The organism is Actibacterium sp. D185-2 (genome assembly GCF_054954595.1).
Map to the genome: position 1 here is coordinate 62,641 of NZ_JBPWNX010000007.1, position 13,346 is coordinate 75,986.

Below are 13,346 nucleotides of genomic sequence, written 5' to 3' on the forward strand. Positions count from 1 at the left end.
GGCATGGCCCCGGCAGGGATCGGCCCATGAAAAAGGCGGGCTGAACGCCCGCCTTGTCGTATCACATCGCGACGCGGCCTTAACCGGCGCTGACGCCCTCTTTGGGCTGGTCGGCATAGATCAGCAGCGGCGCGGCGGCGGCGGTCACGGCCTCTTCGTTGACCACGACCTCCTCGACATTGTCCATGCCGGGCAGTTCGAACATCGTGTTCAGCAGGATGTCTTCCATGATCGAACGCAGTCCGCGCGCGCCGGTCTTGCGCGCGATGGCGCGCTTGGCGATTGCCTTCAGCGCATCTTCGGTGAAGGTCAGCTGCGCGTCTTCCAGCTCGAACAGGCGCTGATACTGTTTCACCAGCGCGTTTTTCGGTGCGGTCAGAATGGTGACCAGCGCGTCCTCGTCCAGATCGGTCAGCGTGGCGATTACCGGCAGACGGCCGACGAATTCCGGGATCAGACCGAATTTCAGCAGATCCTCGGGCTCCAGCTCACCAAACATCTCGCCCACGCCGCGGGTGTCGTTTTCCTTCACATCGGCGCCGAACCCGATGGCCGATCCCTTGCCGCGCTGCGCGATGATCTTCTCAAGCCCCGCAAAGGCACCGCCGCAGATGAACAGGATGTTGGTGGTGTCCACCTGCAGGAATTCCTGCTGCGGATGCTTGCGCCCCCCCTGCGGCGGAACGCTGGCCACGGTGCCTTCCATGATCTTCAGCAGGGCCTGCTGCACGCCCTCGCCCGAAACATCACGGGTGATGCTGGGATTGTCGGATTTGCGGGTGATCTTGTCGACCTCGTCGATATAGACGATGCCGCGCTGCGCGCGTTCGACGTTGTATTCGCTGGCCTGCAGCAGCTTGAGGATGATGTTTTCCACATCCTCGCCCACGTAACCGGCTTCGGTCAGGGTGGTGGCATCGGCCATGGTGAAGGGCACATCCAGAATCCGCGCCAGCGTCTGCGCCAGCAGCGTCTTGCCACAGCCCGTGGGGCCGATCAGCATGATGTTGGATTTCGCCAGCTCGATATCGCTGCCCGCTTTCGCCGCGTGGTTCAGCCGCTTGTAGTGGTTGTGCACCGCCACCGACAGCACGCGCTTCGCATGGGCCTGGCCGATCACGTAATCGTCCAGCACTTCGCAGATTTCCTTGGGCGTGGGCACCCCGTCAGAGGATTTCAGACCGGCGGTCTTGGTCTCCTCGCGGATGATGTCCATACACAGTTCGACGCATTCATCGCAGATGAAAACCGTCGGTCCCGCAATCAGTTTGCGAACCTCATGCTGGCTTTTGCCGCAGAACGAGCAGTAAAGCGTGTTCTTGGAGTCATTGCCTGAGTTGTTCGCCATATTCATCCTCTGAGGCTTCATATCCCGCGGAACGTCCGCGTCTGCCCGGTCTGTTCTTTCCTTCGAAACAGCCTATGGCAGAGAATTTCCGGGCACAACGCCAAAATCCGGCGCTGCGCCCAAACGTAACAGACGGGTTTACGACGCCGCCTCGTCGCCTTTGGCCCGGTTCTCGACGATCTCGTCGATCAGGCCCCAGTCCTTCGCATCCTGCGGCGACATGAAGTTGTCGCGCTCCAGCGCGTCCACGACCGCCTTCATCGTCTGGCCGGTATGCTTGACGTAGATCTCGTTCAGCCGGTCCTTCAGCTTCTGGGTTTCCTGGGCGTGAATCATGATATCCGTCGCCTGCCCCTGATACCCGCCCGAAGGCTGGTGCACCATCACCCGGCTGTTGGGCAACGAGAACCGCATCCCCGCCTCGCCCGCCGCCAGCAGCAGCGAGCCCATCGACGCCGCCTGACCCACCACCAGGGTGGACACCTTGGGCTTGATGTATTGCATCGTGTCATAGATCGACAGGCCCGAAGTCACGACGCCGCCGGGGCTGTTGATATACATCGAGATTTCCTTGGTCGGGTTCTCGGCTTCCAGATGCAGCAACTGCGCCACGATCAGGCTGGACATGCCGTCATGCACCGGGCCGGTGACGAAAATGATCCGCTCCTTCAGCAGGCGCGAGAAAATGTCATAGGCGCGTTCCCCGCGCGAGGTCTGCTCGACCACCATGGGAACGAGCGTGTTCATGTAAGTCTCATATGGATCGTGCATTGTCGCCTGCCTGTTGAACTGTGCCCATCATAGGGCGAAGAAACCTGCCAGAGTCTTAGGCGCGCGTCCGGGTGGCTGCAAGGCCCTGCCCGCCTGTTATCCGGCGGCTTGCGGCGGGTCGGCCCGTCAACCCGCGCCAATTGTTACGAAATTCCGGCGCAATCACACGGTTTTTTGTGTGGCGGCGCCGTGCCATATGCGCTTTTACCTGTGCAAAACATGCTTTGGGAGGATGACCGATGAAACGCCTTGCTGCCGCCTTTGCCCTTGCCGCGCTGACCGCGCCCGCCCTGGCGGATCCCGATCCGGCCGACTGGAACGGGGTTCTGGCCGAGGCCCGCGGCCAGACGGTTTACTGGAACGCCTGGGGCGGATCGACCGCCACCAATGACTTCATCCGATGGGCCGGCGACCGGGTGTCCGAACGCTACGGCGTGACGCTTGAGCATGTGAAACTGGCCGACACCGCCGATGCGGTCAGCCGGGTTCTGGCCGAAAAAACCGCCGGCAAGGACAAGGGCGGCGCGGTCGATCTGATCTGGATCAACGGCGCCAATTTCGCCGCGATGAAACAGGCGGACCTGCTGTTCGGCCCCTGGGCCGAGGCGCTGCCGAACTGGCGTTTCGTCGATGTGGCCGGAAAGCCTGCCGTGACCTCGGACTTCACCGTGCCGACCGAGGGGCTCGAATCCCCCTGGGCGATGGCGCAGGTGGTGTTCTATTATGACACCGCCCGCCTGCCCGCCCCGCCCGACACCATGCCCGCGCTGCGGGACTGGGCCGCTGCCCATCCCGGCCGGTTCACCTTTCCGCAGCCGCCCGATTTTCTGGGCACGACATTCCTGAAACAGGCGCTTTACGGGCTGGTGGACGACCCCGCGCTGCTGCAACAGCCGGTCGAAACGGTCGATTACGGCGCGGTCACCGCGCCGCTTTGGACCTTTCTGGACGACCTGACGCCGCACCTGTGGCGCAAGGGCCGCGCCTATCCGCAGACCGGCCCGCGCCAGTTGCAGCTGATGGCCGATGGCGAAATCGACCTGGCGATTTCCTTTTCCCCGGGCGAGGCCTCGACCGCGATCGCCAACGGCGAACTGCCCGACACCGTGCGGACCTTCGTGATGCAGGGCGGCACGATCGGCAATGCCAGCTTCGTCGCGATCCCCTATAACGCCACCGCCAAGGCGGGCGCGATGGTGCTGGCCGATTTCCTGCTGTCACCGCAGGCGCAGGCCCGCGCGCAGGATCCGGCGGTGCTGGGCTATGGCACCGTACTGGCGATGGACACGCTGAGCGCCGATCAGCGCGCCGCCTTCGACGCGCTGGATCTGGGCATCGCCACCCTGTCCCCCACCGATCTGGGCCCCGCCCTGCCCGAGCCGCACCCAAGCTGGGTCGCAAGAATCAACGCCGACTGGACCGCCCGCCACGGCGTGGCACCCTGAGCGATGCGCCTGGCCCCGGCGCTGACGCTGCTGCTGTTGCTTGGTCCGGTTCTGGCCGGGCTGGCGGGCACGCTGGCCCCCGCGCTGGGGGTTTTCCCGGCCCTGGGCGGCACGCGGCCCAGCCTTGAACCGGCGCGTGCGCTGCTCGACTGGCCCGGCCTGTGGCCCGCCGTGCGGCTGAGTCTGACCACCGGGCTGGTCGCCACCGCCCTGTCGCTGGGCATTACCGCGCTGATCCTGGCGGGCTGGTCGGGCACGCGCAGCTTTCGCTGGATGGAACGGGCGCTGTCGCCGCTGCTGTCGGTGCCCCACGCCGCCGCCGCCTTCGGCATCGCCTTTCTGATCGCGCCTTCGGGCTGGATCGCGCGGGCGCTGTCGCCCTGGGCCACCGGCTGGCACCGCCCGCCCGACCTGCTGATCGTGCAGGACCCCTGGGGCGCGGCGATGGTGCTGGGGCTGGTCGCCAAAGAAGTGCCGTTCTTGCTGTTGATGGCGCTGGCCGCGCTGCCGCAGACCCGGCCGACACGCAGCCTGACCATCGCCCAGTCGCTGGGCTATTGCCGCGTGACCGGCTGGATGAAAGTGCTTTTTGCGCAGGTCTATGCCCGGATCCGGCTGCCGGTCTATGCGGTGCTGGCCTATTCGATGTCGGTGGTGGATGTGGCGATGATCCTTGGGCCGAACACGCCGCCGCCACTGGCGGTGCAGGTGGTGCGCTGGATGGGCGACCCGGATCTGTCGATGCGGTTTCAGGCCGCCGCCGGGGCGATGCTGCAACTGATCCTGGTGCTGGGCGCGCTGGTGCTGTGGCGCGGGGCCGAGGCGGTGGCCGCCCGGCTGGGCCAGCGCTGGATCGCGCGCGGCGGGCGCGGCCGGTTCGACCGGGTGCTGGGACTGGCCGGGCTGCTGGCCGCCGGGCTGACCGCGGGCGCGGTGCTGCTGGGGCTGGCGGGGCTGGTGCTGTGGTCGCTCGCCGGCCCTTGGGCCTTTCCCGGCGCCCTGCCCGACACGCTGAGCCTGCACGCCTGGATGCGCCACGGCCCGGGCCTGGGCGACCCCACCCGCGAAACCCTGCTGATCGCCGCCGCCGCCACCGCAATCGCCCTGACCCTGACCCTGGCCTGCCTGCAGGCAGAGCATCGCTTCGGCCTAACCCCCGGCGCCCGCAGCCTGTGGCTGCTTTACCTGCCGCTGCTGATCCCCCAGGTGGCGTTCCTGCCGGGGCTGCAGACGCTGGCACTGATGGCCGGGGCCGATATGGGGCGCGGTGCGGTGGTGCTGGGGCATGTGGTCTTTGTGCTGCCCTATGTGTTCCTGTCGCTGGGCGATCCGTTCCGCCGCTGGGACACGCGCCATGCCACCATCGCCGCCGCCCTGGGCGCGGGGCCGGGCCGCATCCTGTGGCGCATCCGCCTGCCGATGCTGCTGGCCCCGATCCTGACCGCCGCCGCGGTGGGCTTTTCCGTGTCGGTCGGGCAATACCTGCCCACGCTGCTGATCGGCGCGGGCCGGGTGCAGACCCTGACGACCGAAGCCGTGGCGCTGGCCTCGGGGGGTGACCGCCGGGTGATCGGCCTCTATGCGCTGGCACAGACCGGGGTGGTGGTTCTGGGCTTTGTCGCCGCCCTGGCGGTGCCGCGCCTTGTCTGGACCCGGCGCCGCGCGCTAAGGGGCACGGCATGACCCGGCCCGGCCTGACCCTTGACGCCCTGCGCGTGATCCACGCGGGCGCGCCGCTTGTGGCGCTGGACGCGCATGTGGCGCCGGGCGAGGTGCTGACGGTGATGGGCCCGTCGGGCGTGGGCAAATCCACCCTGCTGGCCGCGATCACCGGCACCCTGCCGCCCGGCTTCCGCGCCGAGGGCCGGGTCGTTCTGAACGGCACGGACATCACCCGCAAAGCCCCCGAACACCGCCATGTGGGCATCCTGTTTCAAGAAGAGCTGCTGTTTCCGCATATGTCGGTCGGCGGCAATCTGGCCTTCGGCCTGCCGCCGACCATCCGGGGCCGCGCCGCGCGCCGCGCGAAACTGGCCGAGGCGCTGGCCGATGTCGGGCTGGACGGCTTCGCCGACCGCGACCCTGCCACCCTGTCCGGCGGACAGAAGGCGCGGGTCGCGCTGATGCGGATGCTGCTGTCAGAGCCGCGCGCGCTGCTGCTGGACGAGGCGTTTTCGCGGCTCGACGCAGCCCTGCGCGATCAGATCCGGCATCTGGTCTTCGCCCGCGCAAAGGCCCGCGCCCTGCCGGTGCTGATGGTCACCCATGACGCCGACGATGCGCGCGCCGCCGGTGGCCGGGTGGTCGACCTGGGCTAAGCGAGCCGGAAAAATCTTCACGAAGATTTTTCAGACAGAAGAATTTTCGTGAAAATTCTTCCTGCCCCGTCATAGATGGCTACAGCGCGCGCCGGTCAAAGGAAATCGCCTTGAGCACCGCAAACACCGGCTGGCCCGCGGCCAAGCCCAGCTGCGCCACGGCGGCCCGCGTCACCCGCGCCCGCACCACCTGTTCGCCCACGGTGACGAATACCTCGGCAAAGGCGGTGTCGGGCTCGGTCAGGATCTCGCGCACCGTACCTGCCAAAATATTCTGCGCGCTCAGCCCCCGGGGCCGTTCGGTGGCCAGCAGTACATCGCGCGCCCGCACCCGAAGCTGCACCGCCGTCCCCGGCGCGATCTGCGCCGCCGGCATCGTCAGCGGCTGGCCGCCCACCGTCAGCCGGGTCAGATGATAGGCCGCGTCCTGCCCGGTAACGCGCGCGGTCAGGATCACGCCCGCCTCGAACCGGCTGCCGCCCGCGACCAGATCAAGCCGCGCGAAGGTTTCGGCCAGCGGACCGGCGGCCACCACCCGGCCGCCGTTCAGCGCGATCATCGCGTCGGCGATGCGCGTCACCTCGTCGATCGCATGGGTGACATACAGAACCGGCAGGCCGAACGCCTGCGGCAGCCGCGCGATATAGGGCAGGATCTGCGCCTTGCGCCGCATATCGAGCCCCGACAACGGCTCGTCCATCAGCATCAGCCGGGGCCGCGCCAGCAGCGCCCGGCCGATGGCGGCGCGCTGCCGCTCGCCCCCCGACAGCGCGGCGGGGCGGCGCGCCAGAAGCGGGGCCAGATCCAGCGCCTCGATCACCGCCGCTTCGGTGATCGCCCCGGCCCCCGCCGAGCGTCGGGCCGCATAACGCAGATTGCCCGCGACGTTGAGATGGGAAAACAGCCGCGCATCCTGAAACACCAGCCCGGCCCCACGCCGGTGCGGCGGCACGAAGACGCGCGCGGCGCTGTCCTGCCACAGCGCGCCGTCGAAACCGACCCGCCCGACCGCGCCGCGCTCCAGCCCCGCGATCACCCGCAGCAACGTGCTTTTGCCCGCGCCCGACGGGCCGAACAGCGCGGTGATGCCCGACAGCCGGGCCTCATGAACAGCGTTCAGGGAAAACCCGCCCTGATCGAGCCGCACATCAAGGGACAACAGCGCCATGCCTAGCCCACCTGCACCGGAAAGCGCCGGTTGACCGAATAGACCAGCAGCAGGATCAGGAAGGAAAACACCAACAGCCCCGCAGACAGTACATGCGCCTGGGCATAGGCGATCGTTTCCACATGTTCATAGATCGCGATCGAGATGACCTTGGTCTTGCCGGGGATATTGCCGCCCACCATCAGCACCACGCCAAATTCGCCGATCGTATGGGCAAAGCTCAGCACCGTTGCGGTCAGATAGCCGCGCGCCGACAGCGGCAGCACCACGGTCAGGAACGCATCCAGCGGCCCCGCGCGCAGGGTGGCGGCGGCCTCCAGCGGGGCACGGCCCAGCGCCTCGAACGCAGCCTGCAGGGGCTGCACCATGAACGGCAGCGAATACAGGCACGACGCCACCACCAAACCGGCAAAGGAAAAGGTCAGGCTTTCGCCGGTCACATCGCGCCAGGCCGCCCCCAGCGGCGCGGCGGGCGACAGAAAGATCAGCAGATAGAACCCCAGCACCGTCGGCGGCAGCACCAGCGGCAGCGCGGTCATCGCCTCGACCACCGGTTTCCAGCGGCCCCGGCCCCGCGCCAGCGCCCAGGCCAGCGGCGTGCCGATCAGCAGCAACAGGCCGGTCGTCACCGCCGCCAGGCGCAGCGTCAGCCACAGGGGCGCAAGATCGGGCAGCACCGTCACGGCCTAGTCCACGCCATAGCCGAACCGGGCCGTGACCGCATGCGCCGCGTCTGTCCCCAGAAACGCCAGAAACGCCACCGCACCCGCATTGTCCGCATCCAGCAAGACCGCATCCTGCCGGATCGGATCATACAGAACCTGCGGCACGTCCCAGCGGCTGCCGGGCTTGGCGTTGCGCGGGCTCAGCGCCGCCGACAACGCGACCAGCCCCATATCGGCATTGCCGGTGGCCACCATCGAAAAAGTCTGGCCGATATTCTGCCCCATCACCAGCTTGTCTTGCAACGCTCCGGCCAGCCCCAGCGCGCCCAGCGCCTGCGCGGCGGCGGCACCGTAAGGCGCCAGTTCCGGGTTGGCCATGGCGATGAACCGCGTTTCCGGCGCGATCATCGCCGCCACGCCATCGGCGCCGATCCGGCCGGGATCGGGGCTCCAGAGTGTGAGCCGGCCCAGCGCATAGGTGAACCGGCTGCCCGCCACTGCGGCCCCCTCCTCCTCCAGTAACGCCGGTCTGGCCTGATCGGCAGCCAGCAACAGATCGAACGGCGCACCCGCCCGGATCTGCGCGTAAAGCTTGCCGGTCGAGCCGGTGACGATCTGCAGATCGGTGCCCGGATACGCCGCTTCGAACAGGGGTTCCAGCGTGGCCACGGTTTCGCTGAAATTGGCGGCGACAGCGGCCAGAACGACCTGCTGCGCCGCCGCGCCGCCGGGCGCCGACAGGCCCAGAACGGCCGCCAGCACCGGCAGCAGGCTTTGGGAAGGGAAAGGACGGATCATGCCTGGCTCCTCGTTATGTCCAGGGAAACATAACGGGCGGCGACCGGGGCGCAAGCGTTATGTTTCACCGGACACAACGCAAAGCATCGCCGCCAGCCGGGCCTGCGCCGCGGCTGTGGCGCGGTCGGCATCGGCCTGCATCCCGCGATACAGCGCCAGCAGTTCCACGCCCAGCTCGGTCAGGCGCGCGCCGCCGCCCTCTGCCCCGCCCCGGCTGGTTTCCACCGCCGCGCCGCGCAGGGCGCTGTTCATCTCTTCGACCAGCGACCAGGCGCGCCGATAGCTCATGCCCATGCCGCGCCCCGCCGCCGAGATCGAGCCGGTTTCGGCAATGCCCTGTAACAGATCGGCCTTTCCCGGTCCCATCGTGAACTGTTCCCCCACGACGACGCGCAGCCGGATCACGGGGTGTGGCGCCCCATCAGCCACCATCGGTCTGCCCCTCGACCTGTTCGGACCGGACCCGGCGCAGGATCTCGACCAGCATCGCGGTATAAAGCCCCATGTTCAGCAGCCCGTTCGCCGCCGTCAGCCCGCCCAGAATGCGCCAGTCATGCGGCAGCAGAATGTCGCCGAAACCCAGCGTGGTGAAGGCCACGATCCCGAAATAGACTGCGGCCTCCCACTGAATGAATATCCCCAGCGCCATGAAGGTCGCGGCCCAGACCCAGACCGAAAGGGTCAGCACCAGCAGCACAAGGATTACCGTGAACATCAGCACCAGCGACAGCTTCACCGCGTGCGGGCGGCGCACCAGCCAGGGGCTTGTCAGCGTCACCAACCCTTCCGCCGCCCAGAATCCCAGCCCGGCGATCGCGACGGTGATCAGGATCAGCCCGGTGCCGATAAAAAGCTGATGAACCATGCCCTCTCCTCCGTTTGGCGATGTTCATCCGCATATGACAAGAGCCGGACCCCGGCTGCAAGTGGGGCATTCAGGCGCGGGCGGACCCGTTTTTGCGCTCCATGGGCACCGTGGCAAGATCCTGCAGGATCGGGCAGTCGGGACGGTGGTCGCCGGCGCAGGCATCGATCAGTCGGGACAGCGTGTTGCGCATCTCGCTCAGTTCAGTCAGCTTGCGGTCGATCTGCGCCAGATGCTGCTGCGCGACCTGTTTCACATCCGCGCTGGCCCGCGACTGATCCGCATAAAGGGTCATCAGCGTCCGGCAATCGTCGATGGTGAATCCAAGCGAACGCGCGCGGCCCAGAAAGGCCAGCTTGTGCAGATCGCTGTCGCGGAACGCGCGATAACCATTGGTTTCGCGCAGCGGCCGGATCAGGCCGATCTCCTCGTAATACCGGATCGTCTTTGCGGGCAGACCGGACAGGCGGGCAACATCGCCGATATTCATTACACGTCTCCTGATTTCATGCGCAGTGCCCCGGTGCAGTCAGAAAAGCCTTGGCTGGGCGATCCCGGCGGCGGACGCCAAACAGGCCCTCCACCGGCATCTTCAAGCTGTTTTGCCGGGTCACGAAAGCCTCACCGAATGGATCATTCGAATAAATCGATAAAGATTCCACCCGCTAGAAGGTCAAGTGGGCAGATAAAAAATGACGGATTTTTTACCCGCCCGGCACCGGCTGCGGATCAGCCCGCCAACGCGGGCCGGGCGGGCGCGCATTTCGGCAGGTCGATGGCAAAGGTCGTCCCGACCCCCTCCTCGCTGGTGAACCCGATCTCGCCGCCATGGCGCTCCACGATGGTTTTGGCGATGCTCAGGCCAAGGCCGGTTCCACCGGCTTGGCGCTGGTTCGCGGAATCGGCCTGGGTGAACCTTTCGAAAATGGAGGCCTGCGCAGTCTTGGGGATGCCGACACCGTAGTCTTTCACCACAAGCCGGATCCCCGCCCCGCGATCCGACACAGCAATCTCGACCTCGCCGCCGCGGGGCGAGAATTTGGCCGCGTTGGACATCAGGTTGGCCAGTACCTGCATCAGCCGATCCTTGTCGCCCTCCAGCACCAGCGGCGCATCGATCCCCGATGCCTTGAAGCGCACGCCATACAGATCGGCATAGCCGTCATTGGCGGCGATCGCCTCGCGCACCAGCGCGGCCAGATCGACATGCCCCAGATGGAAGGTCATCATCCCCGATTCCAGCTTTGCGAAATCCAGAATGTCGTTGATCAGCCGGTGCAGCCGGTCGCTGTTGCCATAGGCGATGTCCAGCATGCTGCGGGCCTTGTCGGGAAGGGTGCCGGCGGCCCCCGCCCGCACCAGCCCCAGCGCCCCCTTGATCGAGGTGAGCGGCGTGCGCAGCTCATGGCTGATGGTGGAGATGAAATCGGACTTCGCTTTCTCGGCCACCTTCTGCCGGGTGATATCCTGCGCGGTGCCGAACGAGCGGAGCGGATTGCCGTCGGCATCGAACACCGTATTGCAGCGCTCGTGCAGCCATTTGACGCCACCGCCCGGCACCACGATCCGATATGTGGCATCATAGGTCACGCGCTTGTCTAGCGCGGTCTTGTAGGCGGTATCGTTCATTTCCCGGTCCTCGGGATGAACATAGGTCAGGAAATCGGCATAGGTCCCGCCGAACGCGCCCGGCGCAACCTCGAAGATCCGGTAAATCTCGTCCGACCAGCGCAGATCGCCGCTCTTTATGTCCAGCTCCCACGAGCCGATCTTGGCAATGCTCTGCGCCTCGGACAGACGGTAATTCTGTGCCCGCAGCGCTTCCAGGGCGTTGTTGCGCGCCAGGGTCGTCGGGCGGATCGCCCAGCAAAAAATCGCCGGGGCAGCCAGCAGCACCGCAAACAGCATATGCACGCCCGTTGTCAGCCAGGTGTTGTGGGCGCCATCGCCTTGAAACGGTTCAAGCAGAACCGGCATGATCACCCGGATCACGCCTTCGGCGACCAGCAGCACCAGCGCGATACGCAGAAAGATCAGCCATCGAAAACAACTGAGGCGGTCTGCACCCGGGTCCAGCCCGCCGGTAGGGGAAAAAGTGGTATCGGCCCGGTTGGTAATCGTCATGGGCAAGATTTGCTCGCTGATTAATGCACAATGATATGAGGGTAAAAGCCTGCCCCCCATTTGCGCAGCCGCTCGGCAGGTTGTCCAGCGTCCGAGGCCGGGCCAGCGCGGCGTGATGTCGCAGGTACGCGCGCCAACCGGGTCGCGCGGGCCTATTGCAGGCGCGGGTCGTCCATCTGCGCAGGCGGCCGGTTGCGGCCGGCGGGCCGCGTCAGGTCGACCGGCGTGACCCGGGACCGCCCCGCGCGTTTCGACGCATAAAGCGCCATATCCGCGTCATGCAGCATCGTTTCGGGATCCGGTGGCGAATAATAGGTGGACAGGGTGGTGCCGATGCTGGCGGAAATCCGACAGGGTTTGCCCTCGAACATGATCGGCTCTTCCAGTCGCGCGATGATGCGCCGGGCCGCGGCGTTCAGGCGCGCCATGTCCATCGGCCCTTCGAAGATCAGCACGAATTCGTCGCCCCCCACCCGCACGGCGGTATCATTGCGGCGGCTTTCCTCGACCAGCACCCGCGCCACCTGCTGCAGCACATGATCCCCGGCAGCGTGGCCATAGGTGTCATTCACGGATTTGAAAAAGTCGAGATCGACATGCATCAGCCCGAAACTCTGGCCGCCGTCGATCAGCCGGCCCATCACATGGTCCAGCGCGCGCCGGTTCTTCAGCCCGGTCAGCGTATCGGTAAAGGCCTGTTCCTCGGCCGCGATCCGGGCGCCCTGCAACCGCTGGTTCAGCTTGCGCGATTCCTCCATCACCGCCGATTTCGCCTCGACCAGATAGAGCATCTCGACCGTCAGATCGGTGGCGGCGAAATCCCCCACCGTCAGGCCGTAATCGGCCACCGCCTCGACCACGGAAATGCCGAAGGACAGATTGATCAGCGCGCCATTCTCGTCGTCCAGCCCGATGATCAGCCCCTTGAGCGAGGTGCAGGGCGGCTGCCGGAAGGCCAGCTGCAGCCGCGCCTCCCCGGCCCGCATCAACCCTTCGATACTGCGCGCGCTGCGTGGGCGGCGCAGTTCGAACACGTCCAGAAACGGGCGCCCGGTCAACAGCACCCGGGGGCGCAGCTTTTGCAGGGTCGGCCCGGTGCGGCGGATCCGGCCACAAGGGGTCAGCCAGACGTGCATCGGCATCAGTCGCGCGACCGCCTGATGCGAAAGTGATATCCGATCCGACATCCCGCCCCCTATCCCGCGCGCATCGCCAGCGCGAAACTGCGCCCTTCCGCGAAGGAGGAATCCAGCAATTCGATCTGCAGGATCTCGCCGTCCTCCCCGGCCCCGCCGAATTCCAGAAACACCAGCGCGCCGTAATCGTCGGCCATCGCCCGCAGCACCCCGGTCATCAAGTGGCAGGCGCCGGGAAACCGACCGCGGGAGATCAGCCGGAACGAGCGCGGCCCGTCATCCAGAATCTCCAGATCCGGCACCTCCAGATCCGGTACCGCCAGCCGCGCGCGCCCGGCCAGATCGTCAAGCGAATGCAGGAATTCCAGAAAGGTCTCGCCACCAAAGCGCAGCAGCCGGCGCAGCGCCTCGAGTTGAGGGTTGGAGACGAGGAAGGTGCCCAGATCCTCCAGCACCGCCTCGCGCGGCTTGTCGAGCCGGGCGGAAACCGCCGTCAGCACCGCCTCGGTCAGCGCATCGTCGTAGCGCAGCATCGTCTCGAACCCGTCGGGGCCGACGCCGGCCTCTTCGGCCACCGCCTGCCACAGCGCGACGCCATAGGTCTCATGCACGAAGCACTGGATGGATCTGTTGATCAGACCATGCATGAAACACACCCTCTTGCCGATTTGGCTTCAGCCTAGGGCGCAGGTGTTAACAAATCCCCAA

Annotated in this window: 14 protein-coding genes; 3 read left to right on the plus strand and 11 right to left on the minus strand. The window is 66.5% G+C overall.

Features of this window, described 5'->3' with window-relative positions:
• Nucleotides 1–79: 79 nt before the first annotated feature.
• The gene (gene clpX, locus ACSR1C_RS12950; RefSeq protein WP_460259833.1) at nucleotides 80–1,348 is read right to left on the minus strand and encodes an ATP-dependent Clp protease ATP-binding subunit ClpX; all 1,269 of its coding nucleotides are present in this window, start codon (nucleotides 1,346–1,348) and stop codon (nucleotides 80–82) included.
• Between the two features lie 138 nt (nucleotides 1,349–1,486).
• Nucleotides 1,487–2,119, minus strand: a complete 633-nt coding sequence (locus tag ACSR1C_RS12955; RefSeq protein ID WP_460259832.1) for an ATP-dependent Clp protease proteolytic subunit — start codon at nucleotides 2,117–2,119, stop codon at nucleotides 1,487–1,489.
• A gap of 239 nt (nucleotides 2,120–2,358) precedes the next feature.
• Between ACSR1C_RS12955 and ACSR1C_RS12960 the strand changes: the two genes are divergently transcribed.
• The 3 genes from ACSR1C_RS12960 to ACSR1C_RS12970 are packed head-to-tail and all read left to right on the plus strand — an operon-like array spanning nucleotide 2,359 to nucleotide 5,882.
• The gene (locus ACSR1C_RS12960; protein WP_460259831.1) at nucleotides 2,359–3,564 is read left to right on the plus strand and encodes an ABC transporter substrate-binding protein; all 1,206 of its coding nucleotides are present in this window, start codon (nucleotides 2,359–2,361) and stop codon (nucleotides 3,562–3,564) included.
• Between the two features lie 3 nt (nucleotides 3,565–3,567).
• Nucleotides 3,568–5,247, plus strand: coding sequence for an ABC transporter permease (locus ACSR1C_RS12965; RefSeq protein ID WP_460259830.1), 1,680 nt, complete (start codon nucleotides 3,568–3,570; stop codon nucleotides 5,245–5,247).
• Nucleotides 5,244–5,882, plus strand: a complete 639-nt coding sequence (locus ACSR1C_RS12970; RefSeq protein WP_460259829.1) for an ATP-binding cassette domain-containing protein — start codon at nucleotides 5,244–5,246, stop codon at nucleotides 5,880–5,882. The genes ACSR1C_RS12965 and ACSR1C_RS12970 overlap by 4 nt, the downstream gene beginning before the upstream one ends.
• Nucleotides 5,883–5,961: 79 nt before the next feature.
• On the opposite strand, the gene modC is transcribed toward ACSR1C_RS12970, so the two are convergent.
• From modC to ACSR1C_RS13015, 9 genes are all read right to left on the minus strand, one after another.
• Nucleotides 5,962–7,050, minus strand: coding sequence for a molybdenum ABC transporter ATP-binding protein (modC, locus tag ACSR1C_RS12975; protein WP_460259828.1), 1,089 nt, complete (start codon nucleotides 7,048–7,050; stop codon nucleotides 5,962–5,964).
• A gap of 2 nt (nucleotides 7,051–7,052) precedes the next feature.
• Nucleotides 7,053–7,733 (minus strand): molybdate ABC transporter permease subunit, encoded by a 681-nt coding sequence (modB, locus tag ACSR1C_RS12980; protein WP_460259827.1) that lies wholly within the window; start codon nucleotides 7,731–7,733, stop codon nucleotides 7,053–7,055.
• 3 nt (nucleotides 7,734–7,736) lie between these two features.
• Nucleotides 7,737–8,513, minus strand: a complete 777-nt coding sequence (gene modA, locus ACSR1C_RS12985) for a molybdate ABC transporter substrate-binding protein (protein ID WP_460259826.1) — start codon at nucleotides 8,511–8,513, stop codon at nucleotides 7,737–7,739.
• A 57-nt stretch (nucleotides 8,514–8,570) separates the two neighbouring features.
• Nucleotides 8,571–8,945, minus strand: coding sequence for a winged helix-turn-helix domain-containing protein (locus tag ACSR1C_RS12990; protein ID WP_460259825.1), 375 nt, complete (start codon nucleotides 8,943–8,945; stop codon nucleotides 8,571–8,573).
• Entirely contained in the window at nucleotides 8,935–9,378 is a 444-nt protein-coding gene (locus ACSR1C_RS12995; RefSeq protein ID WP_460259824.1) for an ion channel, read from the minus strand. Before ACSR1C_RS12995 ends, ACSR1C_RS12990 begins: the two co-directional genes overlap by 11 nt.
• Before the next feature lie 70 nt (nucleotides 9,379–9,448).
• Nucleotides 9,449–9,868 (minus strand): Cu(I)-responsive transcriptional regulator, encoded by a 420-nt coding sequence (gene cueR, locus ACSR1C_RS13000; RefSeq protein ID WP_460259823.1) that lies wholly within the window; start codon nucleotides 9,866–9,868, stop codon nucleotides 9,449–9,451.
• 239 nt (nucleotides 9,869–10,107) lie between these two features.
• Nucleotides 10,108–11,502 carry a sensor histidine kinase gene (locus ACSR1C_RS13005; protein ID WP_460259822.1) on the minus strand — a complete coding sequence of 465 codons (1,395 nt, stop codon included), beginning with the start codon at nucleotides 11,500–11,502 and terminating at the stop codon, nucleotides 10,108–10,110.
• 152 nt (nucleotides 11,503–11,654) lie between these two features.
• Complete coding sequence (locus tag ACSR1C_RS13010; RefSeq protein WP_460259821.1) at nucleotides 11,655–12,689, minus strand: GGDEF domain-containing protein; 1,035 nt, start codon at nucleotides 12,687–12,689, stop codon at nucleotides 11,655–11,657.
• 8 nt (nucleotides 12,690–12,697) lie between these two features.
• Nucleotides 12,698–13,285 (minus strand): heme NO-binding domain-containing protein, encoded by a 588-nt coding sequence (locus tag ACSR1C_RS13015; RefSeq protein ID WP_460259820.1) that lies wholly within the window; start codon nucleotides 13,283–13,285, stop codon nucleotides 12,698–12,700.
• Nucleotides 13,286–13,346: the final 61 nt, after the last annotated feature.

Excerpts from the sequence above, each read along its gene's own strand:
- clpX (WP_460259833.1), bottom strand. The coding sequence starts at position 1,348 with ATGGCGAACAACTCAGGCAATGACTCCAAGAACACGCTTTACTGCTCG.
- ACSR1C_RS12955 (WP_460259832.1), bottom strand. The coding sequence starts at position 2,119 with ATGCACGATCCATATGAGACTTACATGAACACGCTCGTTCCCATGGTG.
- ACSR1C_RS12960 (WP_460259831.1), top strand. The coding sequence starts at position 2,359 with ATGAAACGCCTTGCTGCCGCCTTTGCCCTTGCCGCGCTGACCGCGCCC.
- ACSR1C_RS12965 (WP_460259830.1), top strand. The coding sequence starts at position 3,568 with ATGCGCCTGGCCCCGGCGCTGACGCTGCTGCTGTTGCTTGGTCCGGTT.
- ACSR1C_RS12970 (WP_460259829.1), top strand. The coding sequence starts at position 5,244 with ATGACCCGGCCCGGCCTGACCCTTGACGCCCTGCGCGTGATCCACGCG.
- modC (WP_460259828.1), bottom strand. The coding sequence starts at position 7,050 with ATGGCGCTGTTGTCCCTTGATGTGCGGCTCGATCAGGGCGGGTTTTCC.
- modA (WP_460259826.1), bottom strand. The coding sequence starts at position 8,513 with ATGATCCGTCCTTTCCCTTCCCAAAGCCTGCTGCCGGTGCTGGCGGCC.
- ACSR1C_RS12990 (WP_460259825.1), bottom strand. The coding sequence starts at position 8,945 with ATGGTGGCTGATGGGGCGCCACACCCCGTGATCCGGCTGCGCGTCGTC.
- ACSR1C_RS12995 (WP_460259824.1), bottom strand. The coding sequence starts at position 9,378 with ATGGTTCATCAGCTTTTTATCGGCACCGGGCTGATCCTGATCACCGTC.
- cueR (WP_460259823.1), bottom strand. The coding sequence starts at position 9,868 with ATGAATATCGGCGATGTTGCCCGCCTGTCCGGTCTGCCCGCAAAGACG.
- ACSR1C_RS13005 (WP_460259822.1), bottom strand. The coding sequence starts at position 11,502 with ATGACGATTACCAACCGGGCCGATACCACTTTTTCCCCTACCGGCGGG.
- ACSR1C_RS13010 (WP_460259821.1), bottom strand. The coding sequence starts at position 12,689 with ATGTCGGATCGGATATCACTTTCGCATCAGGCGGTCGCGCGACTGATG.
- ACSR1C_RS13015 (WP_460259820.1), bottom strand. The coding sequence starts at position 13,285 with ATGCATGGTCTGATCAACAGATCCATCCAGTGCTTCGTGCATGAGACC.